This is a genomic window from Streptomyces montanus (assembly GCF_005786655.1).
In the GTDB taxonomy this organism is placed as follows: domain Bacteria; phylum Actinomycetota; class Actinomycetes; order Streptomycetales; family Streptomycetaceae; genus Streptomyces; species Streptomyces sporangiiformans.
The window spans coordinates 192732-212739 of sequence record NZ_VBZC01000007.1 but is presented as its reverse complement, the minus strand read 5'-3'; the positions used below and the strand labels follow the sequence as shown (position 1 = coordinate 212739).

Genomic DNA, 20008 nt, shown 5'->3' with positions numbered 1-20008 from the left:
GCCGGGTCCCGGAGGTCCCGGCCGACGGCGCTCCGTACGGCTGCGAGATCAGTGACACCGTCACCGCCGCCGAACTCGCCGCGAACGCGGTCCGGCACGGACGGGGGCCCGGCCGGGACGTCCGTAACGTCTGGGCGGAGGTGCGGCTCGAGCGCGAGCAGGCCCTCCGCCGCTTCAGGTAGCGGCACTGGGGCCGGCGTTGTCCTTGTGGCGCGATCGGCCGACCGCTGCCAGTACGAAGGTGATGCTGATCAGCAGCGCCCAGGCGCCGAACTTCTCGACTCCCACGGGCCGCCATCCGTCGAGCTGGTAGGGGTAGCGCCAAGCACCCATGTAGGTGGCGAGGTTCTCTGCCACCCACAGGAAGAAACCGATCAGGACGAACGACAACGCCAGGGGCATGCGTCGGCGTACACCGCGCACCGTGTAACGCACCGAGGTGCCCGCGGTGACTGCCAGGAGCAGTCCGGCCAGCGGCCGGCGGGCGTCGGGCAGCCAGTGATGGGTGAAGAAGTTGACGTAGATGGCTGCGGCCACAGCCGCTGTCGACCGTGGTCGGTAGCGGACCAGCTCCAGGTCGAACAGGTGCCAGGCCCGGCAGACGTAGCTGCCGACAGCCGCGTACAGGAAGCCTCCGTACAGCGGCACGCCCGCGAACTTCAGTACGGCCGGTTCCGGATAGCTCCACGAGCCGAGGGACACCTTCACCAGCTCGAAGGCGAGGCCTATGACGTGGCAGACGGCGATGACGGTGATGTCCCGCCCGTCCTCCCAGCCACGCAGCCAGAACAGCAGGGTGAGCAGCACGCCGTAGGCGACGAGCAAGTCGTAGCGGGCCACTGGGAGATCTGGCAGTAAGGCGGACGCCGCCACCCCGGACAGCAGTGCGATGGCGAAGGCACAGGCACGGGTGTGTATCCAGGCGAAATCAAGCAGCTGGCGAACCGATGAGGCCAAGGGGCCGATGATGCTTGTGGTGAACATGGTGCCCTGTAGGACGGGCAGGTGCCTTCCGAGGTTGGTTGCCACGCGGCCGAAGGCCCAGACGTAATCCGGTGGTTTACGGCGGCCCGCCCCGGCAGAGTGACCGCATGCCGACACCACCTACCTCACCACCCAGCCCACCACCTCCCCGACCCGCCGCCGCGTTCCTCCCCGGGCTCGAACTCTCCCGGATCCTGTACGAGGAGGCGGTGCGGCCGATCCTGGCCGAGGCGTACCCCGGCCTTCGGTACACGGCCGCGCGCGTCGGCTCGGGCTCGGAGGTGCTGGGCTTCGACACGCCGCGGTCGGCGGATCACGAGTGGGGGCCGCGGCTGAACCTGTTCCTGTCGGCCGAGGACGTCACCGAGCACGGGGAGCGGATTCACCGGCTGCTGGCCGAGCGCCTGCCCAAGGAGGTGCGCGGCTGGCCCACACACTTCCGCCGCCGGGACGACGACGCGCTGGATCCGGTGTCGGGGCACATGGAGCCGGCGGACGGGCCCGTCGACCACCGGGTGTCGGTGGACGGGCTCGGGCCGTGGCTCGTGACACAGCTCGGCGTCGACGCGCTCGCCGCCGAACCGACCACGGGGGACTGGCTGTCCATCCCCCAACAGCGGCTGGCCGAAGTGACGGCGGGCGCCGTCTTCCACGACGGACTCGGCGCGCTGGACGCCGTACGGCGGCGCCTCACCTGGTACCCGGACCAGGTGTGGCGTCACCTGCTCGCCTGCCAGTGGCAGCGGCTCTCCCAGGAGGAGGCGTTCGTCGGTCGCTGCGCGGAGGTCGGTGACGAGCTCGGCTCGGCGGTGGTCGCCGCGCGGCTGGTCCGCGACCTGATGCGGCTGTGCCTCCTGTTGGAGCGGACGTACGCCCCGTACAGCAAATGGCTGGGCAGCGCCTTCGCGCGGCTGCCGGTGGCCGGGGACCTCACTCCGTCGCTGCGCGGGGCGCTCGCCGCGACGGAGTACGCGGACCGGGAACGGCACCTGTGCGACGCGTACGAGAAGGCAGGCGCCCTGCAGAACGCGACCGGGCTGGCGGAGCAGGTCGACCCCGCCCGCCGCCGCTACCACAGCCGCCCTTTCCTGGTGCTGCACGCCGAGCGCTTCGCGCAGGCCCTGAGCCGTACGGTCACCGACCCGGAGCTGCGCTCCCGGCCGTTGACCGGCGGCGTGGACCAGTGGGCGGACAGCACCGACTTCCTTGGTCTCGTCGGCCGTCAGGGCGTCAGGCCGTCGGGTTGAGTCCGTTCGACAGGCCGGTGTAGGAGGGCTTCGCCGCGTAGCTCTCGTTGTACGGGAGGGCCGCGCCGTAACCGTTGAAGGTGCCCGGGACCCAGGAGTACTTGTCGGTGATGCCCCAGACCGTGATGCCGGCGCACCGGGGAACGCCGAGGCAGTTCTCGGTCGCCGTCTTGTAGTCGGTGGACTGCTGGGCGAGTTCGGCGCTGGAGGCGGGCAGCGGGATGCGGATGTCGAGTTCGGTGACGGAGACTTCCAGACCGAGGTCCGAGAAGCGCTTCAGGTTCGCCTTCATCGAGCTCGGCACCCCGCCCACCACGAAATGGGACTGGAAACCGATGCCGTGCAACGGGACGCCCTGGGAGAGGAGTTGCTTGGCCAGGTTGTACAGGCCGTCGCTCTTCGCGTTGTCCGCCTCGATGTTGTAGTCGTTGATGTACAGCTTCGCCGACGGGTCGGCGGCGTGCGCCCAGCGCAGGGCGTTGGCGATGTAGCCGGTGCCCAGCTTGTTCTGCCACAGCGAGCCACGCATCGAACCGTCCTCGTTGAACGTCTCGTTGATGACGTCCCAGGCGTAGATCTTGCCCTTGTAGCGGCCGACGGTCGTGTCGATGTGCTTCTTCAGGATCGTGTTCAGCTCGGAGGCGGAGAAGTTGCCGTTCTTGAGCCAGGACGGGAGCTGGCTGTACCAGGCGAGCGTGTGGCCACGTACGCCTTGCTGGTGGGCACTCGCGTGCGCGACGAGCCGGTCCGCGGCGCCCCAGTTGTAGCTGCCCCGGCTCGGCTCCAGCGCGTCCCACTTCATCGCGTTCTCGGCGGTGACCGAGTTGAACTCACGGTCCAGCACGGTGGTGTACGCCGACTCGGAGGTGAGCGGCGTGTCCGCGACGGCCGCGCCGATCTTCACACCCCGGGCGTCGGCGTAGCCGCGGAGAGTGGTTGCGGCATCGGCCTCGGGCGTGAGCTGGGGAACCGTGACAGCTGCCGCCGCGACCAGCGCGCCGACGGCCACGAGTGGCAGGGGGCGCAGGACACGACGACGGCGACGTCTGGGTGAGTGAGGCATGGCGGCTCCTCGCTGGGTGGGGGTGATCGCACTGCAGTCGCCGCCGGTCAGAGGAAGGTTGCCGTCACTCCGGTGCCGTCACTCCGGCGCGTGTCACTCCCGGCAGACACCCGGCCGTTCAGGGGCGCGGGGAACTGCGCGACAAGCCACAACGAACCCGCAGCCGCCCACAAACAGAGCCGGGCACCCGAGACCGACCGGCCAAACCCCCGGAGGGCTCGTCACCCGTTCACCCCCGTGTAGTGCCCCAGACTCCACCTCCACAGCAGCCGCGCCCCCAGATACGCCAGCGCCCCCAGCAGCGGGGAGGCCGCCGCCAGCCAGTAGGGCACGCCGGTGCTGTCGCCGTGCCCGGTCAGCACGGCCGCCGGGAAGTACGCCACGAACGCCAGCGGCAGCCCGAACGTCAGGAAGCCGCCCACCGCCCTCGGCAGTACGTTCAGCGGATAGCTGCCGAACGTGCCGAGCAGTTCCTCCAGCCAGCGGCTCCAGTAGTCCGCGGCCGGGAAGCGCAGCGAGGCGGAGGCCACCACCGTGAACATGGCCGCCTCCAGGAGCATGCCGCCGATCAAGCAGGCGATGAGGTACGCGATCCGGCCCGCCGTCCAGTCGAGCTGACTGCGCGACAGGGCGCCCACCATCAGACCGACCGCCACCGTCATGTCGCCGATCGCGTTCGTCGGGAAGAACTCCAGCTGGACCTGGCGGTGGACCGGCATGGGACGGACCAGATACGTGTCGATCCTGCCCTCCTGGATGTGTCGGCCGACGCCGTGCATCCGCCCCAGGAACAGCACGAACAGAGCGTGCGCCAGCATCCGCGTCGCCGGGATGAGGAGGACGTCCGAGCTGTCCCAGCCGCCCATCCCGGTGAACCGGCTCAGCAGGACCGTCGCGAACACGATCACCGACACCTGCCAGATCGCGCCGATCGCGATCATCATCAGGAACTCGGAGCGGTACTCCAGCTGGGCGCGGAAGTTGAGACGCGTGACGCGCCACACGATGCGAAGGGCGTTCAGCGACATGACACCTCAGCCTCCCTGCGAGATCACGCGCCGGGCGGCTCGCCGCCACAGCAGTCGGGTGAACAGGGCGAGGACCACGACCCAGCCCGCCTGCACGGCGAGCTGGAAGCCCGCGTCCGACAGCGGGATCCGGCCCACGTACAGCGACAGCGGCACGCTCAGCGTCGCCTGGAAGGGCAGGAAGGCGCTCAGCGTGATGAACCAGTCCGGGAAGAACCACAGCGGTGCGTACACCCCGGACAGCAGGTTCTGCGCGAAGATCAGGATCATGACCGCGGCGCCGTTGCGGAGCGTCCAGAAGCACAGCTGGTCGATGACCAGCATGACGTAGTACATCACCAGCTGGCCGAGCAGCAGGCTGAGCGCGAACACCCCTGCCACGGCGGCCGACCCGGGCGGCCGCACCACCCCGGCGGCCAGACAGACCGCGTATCCGGCGAGCGCCCAGGCGAACCCGTACACCTGCTCGCCGAGCGCCCGCAGCGCGTAGTAGCGCTGGGGCGGCAGCGGCCGCAGGTACCAGTAAACGATCGTGCCGAAGTGCATGTGCTGCAGGACGGTGTCGCGGCCCGAGTACTGGTCCAGCTCCCTCACCCGGCTCGCCAGTACGGCCAGCACCGCGTAGGTGACGGCCTGGTCGCGGTCGAGTCCGGCGGTGGTGCCGGTCGCGTGGTACAGGCCGCGCCACAGGGACGCCACCAGCACGATCTGCACGGTGAGACGCAGCAGCGCCGCGGTCATACGGGGCGGGGTGTGCAGCTCGCCGAGCGGGGTGACCCGGGCGGCCCGCCAGGCACTCAGGACGGCCACGGTCACGCCCCTCCCGCCCGGTCTGCCACCCGCACCTCCGACTGGACGTACGCGGCCCGCATCACGTCCTCCAACTCGGCCTCGTCCAGGGCGATGTCCGTCACCTCGTACCGCTCGATGACCTGCTTCAGCGCCTGGTGGACGGTCGGCGCCGTCGGTCCGTCGGGCCCGAACACCACCTGGGGTCCCTCCCGCCGCAGCAGAGTGATCCCCGGCAACGGTTCGACGGGTGTGTGCGGATCGGCGAGCGTGGCCCGCACCTGCCAGGTCGAGCCGAACTTCCGGCGGATCTCGTCGAGGGTGCCGTCCAGCACGAGCCGCCCGTGGTTGATCAGTACGACCCGCTCGGCGAGCCGCTCGACCTCCGTCATGTCGTGCGTGGTCAGCAGGACGGTGCGGCCGCGCTCCTCCACCTGGTGACGGAGGAACTCACGCACCTGTTCCTTGACCACCACGTCCATGCCGATGGTCGGCTCGTCGAGGAACACCACGGGCGGGTCGTGCAGCAGCGCGGCGGCCATGTCGCTGCGCACACGCTGGCCGAGGGAGAGGTGCCGGACGCGGGTGTCCCAGAAGGAGGACAGGGCGAGCAGGTCGTCGAACTCCTTGAGGCGTGCCGCGTGTTCGGCCTTCGGCACTTCGTAGATGTCCCTGAGGATCGAGAACGACTCGCGGACCGGCAGGTCCCACCACAACTGGGTGCGCTGCCCGAACACGGCCCCGATGTTCCGGGCGTTGCGCTCCCGCTCCTCGTACGGCACCACGCCCGCGACCCGCGCCTCGCCGGCCGTGGGGGTGAGGATGCCGGTGAGCATCTTGATGGTGGTGGACTTGCCCGCGCCGTTCGGGCCGAGCAGGGCGAGGAGTTCACCGGCCGCCACCTCGAAGCTGATGTCGCACACGGCCTCCTTGGCGACCCGCTCCGGGTTGACCAGGGATCTGACGCCACCCAGAAAACCGGGACGCCGCACGGTGGTGTGGAAGGTCCGGGACAGTCCGCGGACCTCGATACTTCCGCTCATGCGGCGGTCCTCCTGGTCACTCTGGTCGCTTTGTTCGGCCCGGGCGGGCACACGGATCGCGACGAGACCACGTCGATCATGGAGGCAGCGAGCGCCCCGGCGCCAGCCAATTTTTGGCGTGCGCATGAGAACGACCGCGGCCGTCCGGCTCAAGCACCGGACGGCCGCGGTCGGTTGACGTGTCAGTCACGCGTCTTCGAGAACACGAACGAGAACTCGGTGGATGACGCCCGCAGTTCGTACTGCGGCAGCGGACCCGGACCGCAGGACTGCGAGCCGATGCCCTGCTGGCCGTGGTCGAGATTGACCCACACGGTGTCGCCGGGCTCCAGGTCCGTCAGATGCCCGGCCGCGTCCAGCTGCTCGGTCGTCCAGCGCCTGGCCGTGAACCAGAACGCCGGCTCGCCCTCGATCCGCAGCCCGCCGAGCTCGGCCAGGCGGGTGTCGGCCCGCGCGCCGTTCTCCTGGGGACGGACGTACGGGGTCTGCAGCTCGTCCACCGAGGAGTGCCAGAGCCCCAGCTTCGACGCCGACCTGGTGTCCGGGTACGCCTCGCCGGGGCCACCGCCGAACCACTTGACCCGGTCCGCCCTCGGAAGCCCGAAACGGATACCGAGCCGCGGCAGCGGCAGCGTCCAGTCGCCCTCGGGCGCCACGGACACGGTCAGCTTCAGCCGCGAGCCGTCGGAGGTCCACCGGTAGACCGTGCGCAGGCCCACCTCCCAGGCGGCGGGCGCCACCCGGGTCCGTACGGTCAGCGCGTCATCGCCCAACTCGACGCCGTCCAAGCGGTGTTGCATACGGTGCATGCCGTACTTGCGCCAGAGCTCGCCGTAGCGCTCGCCGGTCTGCCAGCTCGCGCCCTCGTCGTTGTCGGTGGGCGCGCGCCACACGTCCAGGCGCAGGCCGGTCACGTCGATGCCGCCGATGGTCACAAGCGCGCCGGTGCGGGCATCGAAGGACGCCGGGCCGAGACGGATCTGCCGCTCGCTCGCCGAGGGGCCCTCGCTGGCCGGTACCGACGCCAACGACCGCTCGGTGATGGGCAGTTGTGCCCACGCCACCTCGTGATCCTTCTCCCCCCACGCGGTGTCACCCGCGAGCAGCGCCCGTACCGTCCACTGTGTCTCGCCGCCCCGGCCGTGCGCGGGCGGCTCCGGCAGCTTCACCTCCGCCGACTCGCCCGGCGCGAGCGCGGGCACCGACAGGGCTCCCGCCTCGACCGTCTCGCCGTCGACGTCGTACGCCCACTCGAAGGCCAGCGCGGACAGGTCGGCGAAGTCGTACCTGTTCGTCACCCGTACGGTGCCGTCCCCGCCGTCGCCCTCGATGCGGACCGGCTCGATCACCTTCTTGTACTCGGCCAGGCCCGGCGACGGCTTCCGGTCCGGGAACACCAGCCCGTCGCAGACGAAGTTCCCGTCGTGCAGTTCCTCGCCGAAGTCGCCGCCGTAGGCGTACCCCAGCTCGGGGTGCTTGATCCCGTGGTCGATCCACTCCCAGATGAAGCCGCCCTGCAGCCGGTCGTACGCCTCGAAGAGCTGCTGGTAGTCGGCGATGCCACCGGGACCGTTGCCCATGGCATGCCCGTACTCGCACTGGATGAAGGGCAGCCCGCGCCGCTTGTGCGGTCCGCCGTCCAGGCCCTGGCCGATCCGCTCGACCTCGGCGTGGTCCGCGTACATCCGCGAGTACACGTCCGTGTCCCGGCAGCCCCAGTCGCCCTCGTAGTGCACAAGGCGAGAGCTGTCCCGGTCGTGGATCCACTCGGCCATGGCCGTGAGGCCGCGCCCGGTGCCGGCCTCGTTGCCGAGGGACCACAGGACGATCGACGGGTGGTTCTTGTCGCGCTCGACCATGCGGGCCGCCCGGTCGAGGAGCGCCGGGGTCCAGCGGTCGTCGTCCACGGGGTTGTCGCGCCAGGCCTGCTCGGTGAAGCCGTGGGTCTCCAGGTCGCACTCGTCGATGACCCACAGGCCGTACTCGTCGCACAGGTCGAGGAAGGCCGGGTGCGGCGGGTAGTGCGAGGTGCGGACCGCGTTGAGGTTGTGCCGCTTCATCAGCAGCACGTCCTCGCGCATCGTCTCCAGATCGAGGGCGCGGCCCCGTTCCGGGTGCCACTCGTGCCGGTTGACGCCCTTGAAGAGGATCGCCTTGCCGTTGACCTTGATCAGGCCGTCCTCCAGCACGACCGTGCGGAAACCGATCCGCAGCGGCACGCGTTCGCCTTCCGTGACCAGCACGCCGTCGTACAGGCGGGGCGTCTCGGCGGTCCACGGCTCGACCGGGACGGTCGCGGACTCGCCGGTCGCGACATCGATGTCCAGGGCGGGCACGGTGACCCGGCCGTCCACGTCGGAGTCGACGCGCAGCGTCCCGAGGCCACCGACGTGGTCGTACGAGGCATGCACGAAGAAGTCGAGCGCGCTGCCCGCCGGCCGGTGCAGGAGCGTGACGTCCCGGAAGATGCCGGGCAGCCACCACTGGTCCTGGTCCTCCAGGTACGAGCCCGCCGACCACTGGTGGACCCGGACCGCGAGCACGTTCCCCGTGGGCTTCAGCAGATGGCCGACCGCGAACTCGTGCGGCAGCCGGGAGCCCTTGAACTCGCCGATGTCCGTGCCGTTCAGCCAGACCCGGGCGCAGGACTCCACACCGTCGAAGCGCAGCACCGAGCCGCCCTCCGACAGAGCGGGCCAGTCGTCCGGCAGGTCGAAGACGCGCAGATGGTCACCGGTCGGGTTCTCGGTCGGCACGCGCGGCGGGTCGACCGGGAAGGGGTAGAGGTGGTTGGTGTAGATCGGCGAGCCGAAGGCCCCGTCGCCCTGAAGGACCCAGTGGCCCGGGACCGACACCTCGGCCCAGTCCCCGGCGTCGTACCCGTCCTCCGCGAACGAATCGTCCTCGGCGTCGGCGGTCGCCGACAGGCGAAAACGCCAACTGCCGTTCAGGGAAAGAGACTTCGCGTCGGAGGAGGCGTACCAGGCGCGCGGTGGCAGGGCTCCGCTGCCGGGCGAGACGTCCTCGACGTAGTCGGGGGAGGCGGTCGTGCGGAAAGACATCGGTCTCCTAGCTCAGCCCTTGATGCCGGTCTGCGCGATGCCCTGCACCAGCCAGCGCTGGAGGAAGAGGAACACGAGCACCAGGGGCAGGATGGAAATGGCCGTGGCCATGAAGATCGTATGGAACACGACGGTCTGGTTGGTCATGTAGTTGGAGAGCGAGACCTGGACGGTCCACGCGTCCGGGCTCTGGCCGATGACCAGGGGCCACAGGAAGGAGTTCCAGCCGTTGATGAAGGTGATGGTCGCGATCGCCGCGAAGAAGTTCAGTGAGTTGGGCACCACGATGCGCCAGTACGCACCCCAGTAACCCAGCCCGTCCACGCGCGCCGCCTCCTCCAGCTCCTTCGGGAACCCCAAGAAGTACTGCCGGAAGAGGAAGCAGGTGAAACCACTGAACAGGCCCGGAATGATGAGACCGCGGTAGGTGTCCACCCAGCCGAGCGACGAGACCAGCACGAAGCTGGGGACGAAGGTGACGGCGGTCGGGACCATCAGGGTCCCGAGGACGGCGTAGAAGACCTTGTTGGCGTGCTTGTACGGGATGCGGGCGAGACCGTAGCCCGCGAGGGAGCACACCAGCAGGACGCCGGCGGTGTGCAGGGTGGCCACGATCGCCGAGTTCCACATGGACTGGGCGAAGGGGACCGTCGGGTCGTCGAACAGCTCGCCGATGTTGCCCCACTGGAGGTCCGTGGGGAAGAACTTCCAGTTCTCTCCGGTGATCTCGGGATCGGTGGAGAGGGCGTTGCGGATCAGCAGGTAGAACGGGACCAGGAAGAGGAAGCCGGCGACGCCGGTGGCGATGTAGAGGCCGGTGGAGCCCATCACACCGCCGCGCCTGACGCGCTGGGGCTTGGCCGACGGCGGCGCGGATTTCCGTACCTCGGGCGTGGTGGTGGTCACTTGGACTCCTCCCCCCTTCCAAAGCCCAGGAACTTGCCCTGGAACAGGGTCACTACACAGATCAGCACGGTCAGGATGACCGCGCCCGCGCTGCCGGCACCGTAGTCCTGGCTCTCGCCCAGGGCCTTGTAGTACAGCTCGACGAGGGGCGGGCGGCCCCAGGTCGTCTTCTGCAGCAGGTTGAAGAACTCGTCGAATGCCTGGTAGGCGGCGATGAGCAGCAGCAGGATCACCGCGGTGGACGTGGCGCGCAGCTGCGGCAGGGTGATGTGCCGGAAGGTCTGCCAGCCCGGCTTGGCGCCGTCGATGGCGGCGGCCTCGTACAGCTCGTCCGGGATGTTCTGCAGTGCCGCCAGGAACAGGATCATGTAGAAGCCGGACTGCAGCCACAGACGTGCGGTGACGATGACCAGCCAGTACCAGGGCGGATTGGGGTCGGCCAGCCAGGCGATGTTCTCGACCCCGAACCAGCCGAGGATGGTGTTCATCAGGCCGAAGCGGACCCCGCTGAAGATGGACATCTTCCAGATCAGCGCGGCGGCCACATAACTGCACGCGGTCGGCAGGAAGAAGACCGACCGGAAGAACGCCCGCATGAAGCGCAGCCGGTTCACCAGCAGGGCCAGGCCCAGCGAGAGCGCCCAGGTGGTGGGCACGATGAACGCGGCGAAGACGGTGAAGGTGCCGAGCGATCCGATGAAGTCGGAGTTCGTCAGCATGTACTCGTAGTTGTCGAACCCGACGAACTTGTCGGGCGTGACGGTGAAGCGGGCCTCGAAGAAGCTGAGCCAGAGGCTCCAGAGGATCGGTACGTAGACGAAGATCGCCAGACCGATGAGGAACGGCCCGGTGAAGAGCCAGAAGTTGAAGGTGCTGCTGCCCCGCAGACCCCGCCGCGGCTTGGCCGATGAGGCCTTCGCCGAGGCGGGGGACGCGAGGTCGCGCGTGGTGGTCGTCGACATGTCGTGATCCGTCCGGCGGTCTATCCGAAGAGCTTCTTGAGCTCGCGGTTGACGGCCTTGTCGGCCTTGTCGAGAGCGGCCTCCGGGTTTCCGTTCTTGCGGACGCTGTCGGCGAAGACGTCCTCCAGCGCGGTGATCATGGCCTGGGTCCAGCCGATGTTGTCGAAGTGGCCGAACTCGTTGAAGAGCTTGACGCCCTCAGCCGGCAGACCGGACTTGAGCTTGGTGGCCGCCTCGGCGATCGAGGTGCGCGGCGGGATGTGGAAGCCGAAGGAGGTGGCCCACTCCTCCTGGTACTTCTTCTGGTCGATCCACAGCCACTTCACGTACTCCTTGGCCGCGTCGACGTTCTTGCCCTTGGCGTTCACGAACATCGACCAGCCGCCGTTGTAGACCGAGGGCTTGCCGTCGTCGGTGACCTTCGGGAAGGGGAAGATCCCGAGGTCGTCGCCGAGCGTCTTCTGGAACTGCGGCATCGCCCACATACCGCAGAACTGGATGGCACACAGGCCCTGGTTGAGCGCGGAGGGGTCCCAGTAGTCGGTCGGGGCGTCGAGGAGAAGGTCGCCGCTGGTGAACAGCTTGCGCATCTTCTTGATGCCTTCGATGACGCCGTCCGTGTGGTAGGCGATCTCGTTCTTCTCGTTGAGGGTGTCGGCACCGGCCGACCAGATCATGGGGTTGATGACCGCGTGCAGGTCGTTGCCTATGTACAGGCCCTTGACCTTGCCGGTGGTGAGCTTGGCGGCGGCCTCCATCAGCTCGTCGAGCGTGGTAGGCGGCTCGATGCCGGCCTTCTCCAGCAGCGACTTCCGGTAGAAGAAGAACTGCGGGTCGTCGATCATGCGGACGCCGTATATCTTCCCGTCGACCGTGTGCGACTTGATGTCGGCCGGGTTGAAGTCGTCCTTGACCGGGTTGATGATGTCGGTCAGGTCTTCCACCTGGCCGCTCTTGATCATCTGGATCTGCGGGTGGAACTCGAAGAGGTCGGGCGCGTTCTTGGTGAGCAGCGTCGCGAAGAGCTTGCTCTCGAAGTCGGCGCTGGTGATCCACTGGGTGGTCACCTTGGTCTCCTTGTACGCCGCCGCGTACTTCTTGATGGCCTGCTCGGTCCCGGCCTCGCCGTACGCGTGGAAGTACTGCGTGAGGCCCTTGCCCCCTCCGTTGGAGCGGCCGGTGTTGTCGCCGCACGCGGCCAGCGGGCCGAGGGCGGCCAGGCCCGCGGCAGCCCGGAGTACGGATCGACGATCCCAGTTGCTGTTGCTCATTGCCGACATGCTGACGTCCTTGTCTCGAAGTGCGGCGGCGGCTCTACGGCTCACTGCCAGTTGGCTCTCGCCAGGTGGCTCAAATGGTGGTGCGGTGCGGGACGTTAACCTTCGGCTAAGGCTTCGGCAAGGGGTTGGACGAAGTCTGTTCGAAGCGTTGTGGAACGTTCGGGATGCCGGACATTCGGGGCGTGCGGGCCGCCGCACCAGCGGCCCGCACACCACTGCTCAGTGGGGTGACATGGTGCGCATCACAGCTTCGACCAAGCCTGATTGACCCCGCCCGAGCAGCTGTGGAGGATCACCCTGCTGCCGTCGGCGGTCGCCTGGCCACTGACGTCCAGACACTTGCCGGACGCCTCGCCGACCATCTGGCCGTTCGCGTTCAACAGCCATTTCTGCTCGGGAGCGTTCGTGCAGTCCGCGAGGGCGAGGCCCGAACTCCCGGCCGTCAGACACCCGCCCGCGCTCTTCAGCGCGCCCCTCGCGTCGTACGACCAGTCCTGCGCGGCCTCACCCGTACAGGTGTTGATGGCGGCACCCGACGCGTTTGCCGTCAGGCACTTGCCGGACTGCTTGCCCTGCCAGGCGCCCGTGACCGTTGAACTGCCGTAGCCCTTCTGGTCGAGGACGTACGTCGTGATCGAGCGCGGGGCGAGCTTGGCGGAGACCTTGCCGCCCTTCACGGACGGTTTGGCGACCGAGGCCCAGTTCTCCGTGGCGGAGGTGCGGACGGCCTGCCCGGCCGTCAACGGATCCTTGCTGTTGAAGTTCAGGTTCAGGGCCGTGTCCGTGGTGTTGTGGTTGTTGACCACGACCACCCACTTGCCCTTGCTGTCGTAGGTGGAGACCTCGACACCGTCCGGCGCGCCGGTCACGTTGTGCGCGACCGCACCCGGCTTCACGAACTTGCTGTACTGGCCGAGCGCGTAGTAGCGCTTGGTGAAGTACAGCGTCTGATTGCCGTTCGTGGCGTAGTCGGGGTCGTAGTAGATCAGGCCGTCGTTCCAGCCCTCGTCGTTCCGCGCGTACGGGTCGCTGCCGATCATCTCGGAGAGCGCGACCCACCAGTGGAACGCCGAGTCGTGTGCGGTCGCGAAGTCCTTGTACATGATCCGCGACAGGTTCAGTCCGCCGTCGATGGTCGGGTCGTACTCCTGCGCCCAGCCCGTGCCGCCCTTGCCGAAGCAGCAGATCTCGGTGGACCAGGACCGCTTGCCGACCGACTGCGACGTCTCGTAGATCTTCGCCCGCTGGCTGTCGTCGGGGTTGTTGTACGTGTGGTGGGCCAGCTTCGACACGTACTGGGCCGTGCCCGGCTGCGAGATCCACTGCGGGACCTCGGTGTTGAAGCCGACCGTGCTGCTGGACTCGTCGGCGATGATGCCGGTTTTCTGGCCGCGCGCCCGCTGCTCGGCGCCCAGCGCCCGCACGATGTCGTCGCGCTGGTCGACCGGCACCAGCATGCCCTCCTGGCCGCAGCTGTCGAAGCTGTTGGTCGGCTCGTTGAAGGGGCTGATGTAGTCGAACTTCGCGCCCTGCCCCCGGAAGTGGTCGGTGACATCGGCGATGTACTGGGCGAAGTCCTCGGTGTTCTCCGCCTTCAGGTACCCGCCACAGCTCTTGCCGTTGGTCTTCCACTCGGCGGGCGCGCTGTTCACGAACGCGACCAGGTCCTCGACGCCGTACTTGGCCGCGTACGCGAGGAACGTACGGCCGCCCTTGTCCTTGCTCCAGTCGTACGTCCCGTCGGCATCGCGGAAGTCCTCCGGCGCGCGGGACGGGGTGGTGACGTCCGTGCCGCCACCGCCGATGTTGTAGCGGTAGTTGCTCAGGTCCAGCCCGTCCGAGGAGAACAGCAGCTTCGCCACCCGGGCCTGGACCTTGGGATCGAAGTTCTTGAGGTCGTTGACCCACCAGGCGCCCGAGGCACCGATGTTGTCGATCGTCTGAGCGGCGTGCGGGGAGACTTCGGCGACCGCCGTGCCGGCGGCGCTCGCGGGCGGGGCGGATATCAGGGCCCCCGTGACAGCCAGCGCGGCCGAGGCCGTCGCGAGGATCGATCTGGTGCTGCGGGGCATGGTGCATCCCTTCCGTCGTCACGCAGGTGGTGCGGTACGGCTCCTTGCGGGGATGGTGCGGCGGTTGGACTTCTGGGTGACCGCCGACAGGGCGCCCTCGAGGGCGAACGTCGCGGCTCCCAGGCAGACCGGGTCGGTGGGGATGGGGGACAGGACGATCTCGGTGGCGGCGAACGGACGCTTCAGGGCGTGCCGGGCCACCGCCTCGCGCACTTCCTCGAGCAGCGGCTCGCCGAGCGTGGCCGCGACCCAGCTGCTGAGCACGACCACTTCGGGGTTGAGCAGGTTCACCAGGTCCGCGATGCCGGCACCGAGGTAACGGGCCGTGTCCCGGACCACCTTGATCGCCACCGGGTCATGTGCGGCGACGCCCCGGGCCAGGGCGTTGATGGTCGACGTCTGGTCCTCGGGATGGAGCAGAGTGCTGCGCGGGCTCATCTCCCGCAGGTTCAGCATGATCCCGGGCGCGCCCACATACGTCTCCACGCATCCGTGATTGCCGCAGTGGCACAGCCGCCCGTCCAGGACGAGCGTGGTGTGCCCCCACTCGCCCGCGCTGTTGCTGACCCCGCGGTGCAGGCCGCCGCCGAGCGCGAGCCCGGCACCCACTCCGGTGCCGAGGTTCACCACCACGGCATCGCCGCGCCCACGCGCCGCCCCGAACCACAGCTCGGCGACCGCGCAGGCGCGCAACGGATTGTCCAGGTACAGGGGATATGCGATGTGCTCGGAGAGCAGGTCGAGCAGCGGCACGTCGTGCCAGTCCCAGTTCGGGGCGTACTCGGAGACGCCGCCCTCCCGGTCCACCTGGCCCGGCACGCTGACGCCGACCCCGAGAACGCGCGCGCCTTCGATGCCGGCCTGCGCGACCACCGAGCCGACGGCCGTGGCCACATGCCCGACGACCTGCACCGGGAGGCTCTCACCCGGGCGCATGTCCTCGTCGGCCCGCGCCAGTACGTTCAGCGCCAGGTCGAACAGCTCGACGCGGACGTATGTCTCCGCGATGTCGACGCCGATCAACGCGCCCCCCGACGCGTTGACGGCCACGAGTCCTCGTGGGCGTCCGCCCGCGGAGTCCTCGAACCCGACCTCGGTGAGCATCCCGAGGTCGAGCAGCTCGCCGACCAGAGTGGCGACCGTGGCCAGGCTCAGCCCGGTCGCGGCCGCCAGCTCCTGCCGGGATGTGGGCGACTCGGCGATGATCTCGCGCAGCACCCCATAGCGGTTCGCGGTGCGTATGTCGCGTGAAGTGCGCTTCACCCGGGTGCCCCCCTCGATCCTTTCAGGCCGATGCCGGGGCACGTCGGCCTCGGCGCGGCGCAAGGCTATGGCCTGCACCGACTTTCGACAAGGGGTTAGGAAAGGGGTTGTTGAAAGTCTTTCCGGCGGCAGGAGCCGGCCGCTGTGATGGCCGAAGGTGTTCGCGAGGTGCCGGCCGTCAGAGGCCGAGCGCCTCCCGGACGAACCTGTTCCGGAACGTGCCCGCCGCGTCCAGCTCCTCGGCCAGGGCCGTGAACGCGCCGATCCGCGGATAGCGTTCGCGCAGCTCGGACGGGGGCGTGGTGAACACCTTGCCCCAGTGCGGGCGTGGATCGAAGGGGGCGAGCGCCTTTTCGACCCGCGCCACCACGGGCAGCACGGCGGCCGTGTCCTCGATCCAGGTGAAGTGGAAGGCCACGGTGTCCCGTCCGTACGAGGGGCTCAGCCACTGGCTGTCGGCAGCGACCGTGCGGACCTCGCAGATCTGCAGAACCGGGGCGATCGTCTCACGGATCGCGTCGAGGGCACGCAGGGCGTCCAGCGCGTACGGGCGCGGGAGCAGGTACTCCGACTGGAGCTCGGCGCCGCTGCTCGGGGTGAACTCGGCACGGAAGTGCGGCAGCCTCTCGTGCCAGGGGCCCGGCACACCGAACTGCTGGGTGCAGTTCTCCGCGGGCATGCCCGGCACCGGGTGCATGGCCACGGCGGCGGGCGCGGCCCATGGGAAGTCGTTCAGCAGCTGGTCGGTGCGCCGCTTGACCCACGCCTGGACGAAGCCCGGCTGCCGCCAGTCGGTGAACAGGCTCACGCTGTACGCCGTCGCCGACACGGCATCGAAGTCCAGCCCGGCCAGCGGGAACTCGGTGAACACATGCTGGGCGACCTCGAAGTCCGGCTCCAGGTCGAGGGTGAGCGCGGTGACCACGCCGAGCGCGCCCAGGGCGGTCACGGCACCGCCGAACCGCGCGTCGCCCCGGCCGATCGTCAGCGTCGAGCCGTCGGCGGTGACCAGCTCGACCTCGCGTACGGCCGAGGCCAGCGAGCCGCCTGTGTTCCCCGAACCGTGCGTGCCCGTCGCCACCGAGCCGGCCACCGAGATGTGCGGCAGCGAGGCCATGTTGTGCAGCGCGAGCCCGTGCTCATGGACGCGCCGGGCCAGCTCCGCGTACCGCACGCCACCCGCCACCCGTACGGTCCTGGCCGCCGTGTCCACCTCCACCGACGGCGGCAGCGCGGTCAGCGAGAGCAGGACGCCCTCGCTGCCCGGGTCGGCGATCTCGTTGAACGAGTGCCCGCTGCCGAGCACCCGCACCCGGGCGCTCCGCGCGACGAGCGTGCGGAGCGCGTCGAGCGAGTGCGGGCGGTGCAGCTCCTTGGCGGCATAGGTGATGTTGCCCGCCCAGTTGGTCAGGGGCCCTGTCGGCTCTGTCATCCCTGTCGTCCCTCCCCGGGAAGTTTTCTGTTATCGGTGAGTCCGCCGCGGCGTCTCCGGTCCGTACGACGGAACCAACCTGATCAAAGTACGGCCCACAGTCCAATCCTCATCCCCCACACCACCCCCACCTCAGTCCCGCCCCCGGTCGCTGCCCTCCCCGCGACCGGGGGCGGCTTCATGTCCATTGACCCCCTCGCTCGCGGACACATACCGTAGAGACCGGTTGCTATGTCCACATCACCGACCCGGAGGCCAGTTCCTTGCCCGAGCATTCCCCGGGGGGCTCCTCACCCCGAAGTACGCGCCCCATCGCGCTGTTCGCCATGAGCGCCGAGAACGTGCCGCACATTTTCCCGCCGGAAGTGCTGGCCCGTCTGCGCGAGGTGGTAGAAATCGATCCCACTCTGGTGGCCGAGGACTTCACCGATCCCCGCGTACGCGAGAGCCTCTCCCAGGCCGAGATCCTGATCACGGGCTGGGGCTGCCCCCGGATCGACGAGAGCGTGCTGGACGCGGCGCCGAAGCTGCGTGCCGTGCTGCACGCCGCGGGCTCGGTCAAGAGCTTCACCACCCCCGCGATCTGGGAGCGCGGCCTCGTCGTCTCCTCGGCGGCCGGTGCGAACGCCCTGCCCGTGGCCGAGTACACGCTCGCGATGATCCTGCTCGCCGGCAAGGACCTCTTCGCGCACCGCGACCGCCTCCGCACCGAGCGAGCCTTCCCCTACGGGGAGATCGTGCAGGGCATCGGCAACTTCGGCCGCCGCATCGGCATCGTCGGAGCGTCCCGCATCGGCCGCCGGCTCATCGAGCTGCTGCGCCCCTTCGACCTGAAGGTGAGCCTGGCCGACCCGTACGTCGACGAGGCCGAGGCCGCCCTGCTCGGCGTACCCCTGCTGCCGCTCGACGAGCTGATGCGCACCAGTGACATCGTGAGCATCCACGCCCCGGAAACCCCCGAGACCCGGCATCTGATCGGCTCCCACGAGCTCGCGCTGATGCCCGCCGGGTCGGTCCTCATCAACACGGCGCGCGGCTCGCTGCTCGACCACGACGCGCTGGTCGGGGAACTCCGGGCCGGACGGATCAGGGCGATCCTGGACGTCACGGACCCGGAACCGCTGCCCGTCGACTCGCCGCTGTTCGACCTTCCGAACGCGTTCATCACGCCGCATCTCGCGGGCTCGCAGGGCAACGAGGTGGCACGCCTCGGTCTCACCACCGTCGAAGAGGCGGAGCGGCTGCTCTCGGGACGCGCGCTCGCCCACCGCATCGACCACGCGGAGCTGGACCGCGCGGCATGACCGCGCCGCTCTCCTCGCCGGACCGATGAAGTGGTTGCCGGGGTGACGACACCGTCCGTTGCGCGCCCCGAGACGGGGCTGAGGGCGGCCATCGGCACCCTCCGCTTCGTACGCCCACAGCGGTGGTCGGCCCGCCTGTCGCGTCTCATAGAGTGAAGGTGCGCAGACGGGCGCCGACCAGGGAGGAGGGCCCACCCGTGCCGAAGAAGTCGACCCGGAGGGCGGGCGCACCCATGGCCAAGCGCACCGCGACCGTCAAGCAGCACAGTGTCCCGTCCGCCGACACCTCCCCGGCCAAGGACGCCTCCACCGTCCGGGACGTGGCCGCGCGGGCCGGGGTGTCCGCGTCGACCGTGTCCCGGGTGCTCGGCGGGACCTACCCCGTCGCCGCGAGTACCCGCGCCCGGGTGCTCAAGGCGATGCGCGAGCTCGACTACGTGGTCAACGCGCATGCGCGGGCCCTAGGCGGTGCCACCAACAAGACCGTCGCGTTCGTCGTGGACGACGTGACCGGGCCCTTCTACGCGCACATCGCCCGGGGTGTCGAGGAGCAGGCCTCGGCCGAGGGCAGACTGTGCATGCTGTGCACCACGCACGGTGACCCACAGCGCGTGCTCGCAGTCGTGGAGACGATGCGCGAGCAGCGGGCCGACGCCGTGATCGTGGTCGGCGGTGCCTGGGAGGACAAGGCCTACCAGGACCGGATGACGCACTTCGCGCATGCCCTGGACCGTGTGGGCTCGCGGCTCGTGCTGGTCGGCAGGCCGCCGCTCGGCCCGGGCGTGCCCGCCACGGTCGTCGACTACGACAACGAGGGCGGCGCTTTCGCGATGACCAGCCACCTCATCGCCTCCGGGCACCAGCGCATCGCGTATCTGGGCCGGGTGCCGGGCCTGTCCACCAGCAGCCAGCGCATCAGCGGCTTCACACGCGCCCATGAACTGCTCGGCCTGACCCCCCACCCGAAGCTGATCCTGGACGGCGTGTACTCGCGTTCCTACGGTTACCAGGGCACACGCGAACTGCTCGCGTCCGGCGCCGAGTTCACAGCGATCTTCGCCGGTACCGACATGGTCGCGGCGGGCACGCTGCAGGCGCTGCGCGAGGCGGGCGTACGCGTGCCGGACGACGTGGCCGTGGTCGGCTACGACGACATACCCGTGGCGATGGACGTCTTCCCCTCCCTGACCACCGTGAACATCCCGCACGAGGAGCTGGGCCGCACGGCCGTCCGGCTCGCCCTGCACCGCGACGAACTCCCCGACAGCCAGCACGTGGTACTCGGCACCCACATCGTCGTGCGGGGCTCCACGCGCCGCCCGGGCCGCTGAGTTCTCCTCCCCGAGTTCCCACCCCTTGAGTCACACCCCTCTTCCCCCTCTTCGACAACCGGTCTCTAAGAGGCCGGTCGCCTCGCTGCGGGCTACTGGTTCGTAATGCTGTACATGGGCGGGGAAGTTGAGCCACGAGGCGCTTTTCCGTGCCCGATCTCTTGCCTCTTCGCGTGGCGCCGTCCTAGCTTCTAGCTTCCATAGATACCGATTTCTACAGCGCCCTCGGACACGCCCCGAGC

Annotated in this window: 15 protein-coding genes; 3 read left to right on the top strand and 12 right to left on the bottom strand. The window is 69.1% G+C overall.

Annotation, left to right across the window (positions count from 1 at the left end; translation table 11 throughout):
- Nucleotides 1–174 precede the first annotated feature (174 nt).
- Nucleotides 175–984: a DUF817 domain-containing protein gene (locus FE633_RS08530; RefSeq protein WP_171059861.1), complete on the bottom strand. Its 810-nt coding sequence runs from the start codon at nt 982–984 to the stop codon at nt 175–177.
- 107 nt (nt 985–1091) lie between these two features.
- Between FE633_RS08530 and FE633_RS08525 the strand changes: the two genes are divergently transcribed.
- On the top strand, nt 1092–2231 hold the full coding sequence (locus FE633_RS08525) for a DUF4037 domain-containing protein (protein ID WP_138044476.1): 1140 nt from the start codon (nt 1092–1094) through the stop codon (nt 2229–2231).
- Here FE633_RS08525 and FE633_RS08520 read toward each other — a convergent pair.
- From FE633_RS08520 to FE633_RS08470, 11 genes are all read right to left on the bottom strand, one after another.
- Entirely contained in the window at nt 2215–3294 is a 1080-nt protein-coding gene (locus FE633_RS08520) for a glycoside hydrolase family 10 protein (protein ID WP_138044475.1), read from the bottom strand. The two genes, FE633_RS08525 and FE633_RS08520, sit on opposite strands and share 17 nt — an antisense overlap.
- Nucleotides 3295–3515: 221 nt before the next feature.
- Nucleotides 3516–4322, bottom strand: a complete 807-nt coding sequence (locus FE633_RS08515) for an ABC transporter permease (RefSeq protein ID WP_171059860.1) — start codon at nt 4320–4322, stop codon at nt 3516–3518.
- A gap of 6 nt (nt 4323–4328) precedes the next feature.
- Entirely contained in the window at nt 4329–5132 is an 804-nt protein-coding gene (locus FE633_RS08510; RefSeq protein ID WP_138044514.1) for an ABC transporter permease, read from the bottom strand.
- A 2-nt stretch (nt 5133–5134) separates the two neighbouring features.
- Entirely contained in the window at nt 5135–6154 is a 1020-nt protein-coding gene (locus tag FE633_RS08505) for an ABC transporter ATP-binding protein (protein ID WP_138044474.1), read from the bottom strand.
- A 182-nt stretch (nt 6155–6336) separates the two neighbouring features.
- A complete protein-coding gene (locus FE633_RS08500) occupies nt 6337–9216 on the bottom strand; it encodes a glycoside hydrolase family 2 TIM barrel-domain containing protein (RefSeq protein WP_138044473.1) in 2880 nt (959 codons plus the stop codon).
- Nucleotides 9217–9228: 12 nt separating this feature from the next.
- A complete protein-coding gene (locus FE633_RS08495; RefSeq protein WP_171059859.1) occupies nt 9229–10122 on the bottom strand; it encodes a carbohydrate ABC transporter permease in 894 nt (297 codons plus the stop codon).
- On the bottom strand, nt 10119–11084 hold the full coding sequence (locus tag FE633_RS08490) for a carbohydrate ABC transporter permease (protein WP_138044472.1): 966 nt from the start codon (nt 11082–11084) through the stop codon (nt 10119–10121). Before FE633_RS08490 ends, FE633_RS08495 begins: the two co-directional genes overlap by 4 nt.
- 20 nt (nt 11085–11104) lie before the next feature.
- The gene (locus FE633_RS08485) at nt 11105–12364 is read right to left on the bottom strand and encodes an ABC transporter substrate-binding protein (protein WP_138044471.1); all 1260 of its coding nucleotides are present in this window, start codon (nt 12362–12364) and stop codon (nt 11105–11107) included.
- A 242-nt stretch (nt 12365–12606) separates the two neighbouring features.
- The gene (locus tag FE633_RS08480; protein ID WP_138044470.1) at nt 12607–14436 is read right to left on the bottom strand and encodes a glycoside hydrolase; all 1830 of its coding nucleotides are present in this window, start codon (nt 14434–14436) and stop codon (nt 12607–12609) included.
- A gap of 18 nt (nt 14437–14454) precedes the next feature.
- Nucleotides 14455–15699 carry an ROK family transcriptional regulator gene (locus FE633_RS08475; protein ID WP_138044469.1) on the bottom strand — a complete coding sequence of 415 codons (1245 nt, stop codon included), beginning with the start codon at nt 15697–15699 and terminating at the stop codon, nt 14455–14457.
- 178 nt (nt 15700–15877) lie between these two features.
- Nucleotides 15878–17131, bottom strand: coding sequence for an FAD-binding protein (locus FE633_RS08470; RefSeq protein ID WP_138044468.1), 1254 nt, complete (start codon nt 17129–17131; stop codon nt 15878–15880).
- 326 nt (nt 17132–17457) lie between these two features.
- Here FE633_RS08470 and FE633_RS08465 point away from each other — a divergent pair, with 326 nt between their 5' ends.
- Both FE633_RS08465 and FE633_RS08460 read left to right on the top strand, forming a co-directional pair.
- A complete protein-coding gene (locus FE633_RS08465; protein ID WP_138044467.1) occupies nt 17458–18435 on the top strand; it encodes a hydroxyacid dehydrogenase in 978 nt (325 codons plus the stop codon).
- Between the two features lie 197 nt (nt 18436–18632).
- Entirely contained in the window at nt 18633–19766 is a 1134-nt protein-coding gene (locus tag FE633_RS08460; RefSeq protein WP_246113501.1) for a LacI family DNA-binding transcriptional regulator, read from the top strand.
- The last annotated feature ends 242 nt before the right edge of the window (nt 19767–20008 follow it).

Bases quoted from the DNA above. Each gene is read 5' to 3' on its own strand.
- FE633_RS08485 (WP_138044471.1), bottom strand. From the start codon at position 12,364: ATGTCGGCAATGAGCAACAGCAACTGGGATCGTCGATCCGTACTCCGG.
- FE633_RS08465 (WP_138044467.1), top strand. From the start codon at position 17,458: ATGAGCGCCGAGAACGTGCCGCACATTTTCCCGCCGGAAGTGCTGGCC.
- FE633_RS08500 (WP_138044473.1), bottom strand. From the start codon at position 9,216: ATGTCTTTCCGCACGACCGCCTCCCCCGACTACGTCGAGGACGTCTCG.
- FE633_RS08515 (WP_171059860.1), bottom strand. From the start codon at position 4,322: ATGTCGCTGAACGCCCTTCGCATCGTGTGGCGCGTCACGCGTCTCAAC.
- FE633_RS08525 (WP_138044476.1), top strand. From the start codon at position 1,092: ATGCCGACACCACCTACCTCACCACCCAGCCCACCACCTCCCCGACCC.
- FE633_RS08480 (WP_138044470.1), bottom strand. From the start codon at position 14,436: ATGCCCCGCAGCACCAGATCGATCCTCGCGACGGCCTCGGCCGCGCTG.
- FE633_RS08490 (WP_138044472.1), bottom strand. From the start codon at position 11,084: ATGTCGACGACCACCACGCGCGACCTCGCGTCCCCCGCCTCGGCGAAG.
- FE633_RS08520 (WP_138044475.1), bottom strand. From the start codon at position 3,294: ATGCCTCACTCACCCAGACGTCGCCGTCGTCGTGTCCTGCGCCCCCTG.
- FE633_RS08530 (WP_171059861.1), bottom strand. From the start codon at position 984: ATGTTCACCACAAGCATCATCGGCCCCTTGGCCTCATCGGTTCGCCAG.
- FE633_RS08470 (WP_138044468.1), bottom strand. From the start codon at position 17,131: ATGACAGAGCCGACAGGGCCCCTGACCAACTGGGCGGGCAACATCACC.
- FE633_RS08505 (WP_138044474.1), bottom strand. From the start codon at position 6,154: ATGAGCGGAAGTATCGAGGTCCGCGGACTGTCCCGGACCTTCCACACC.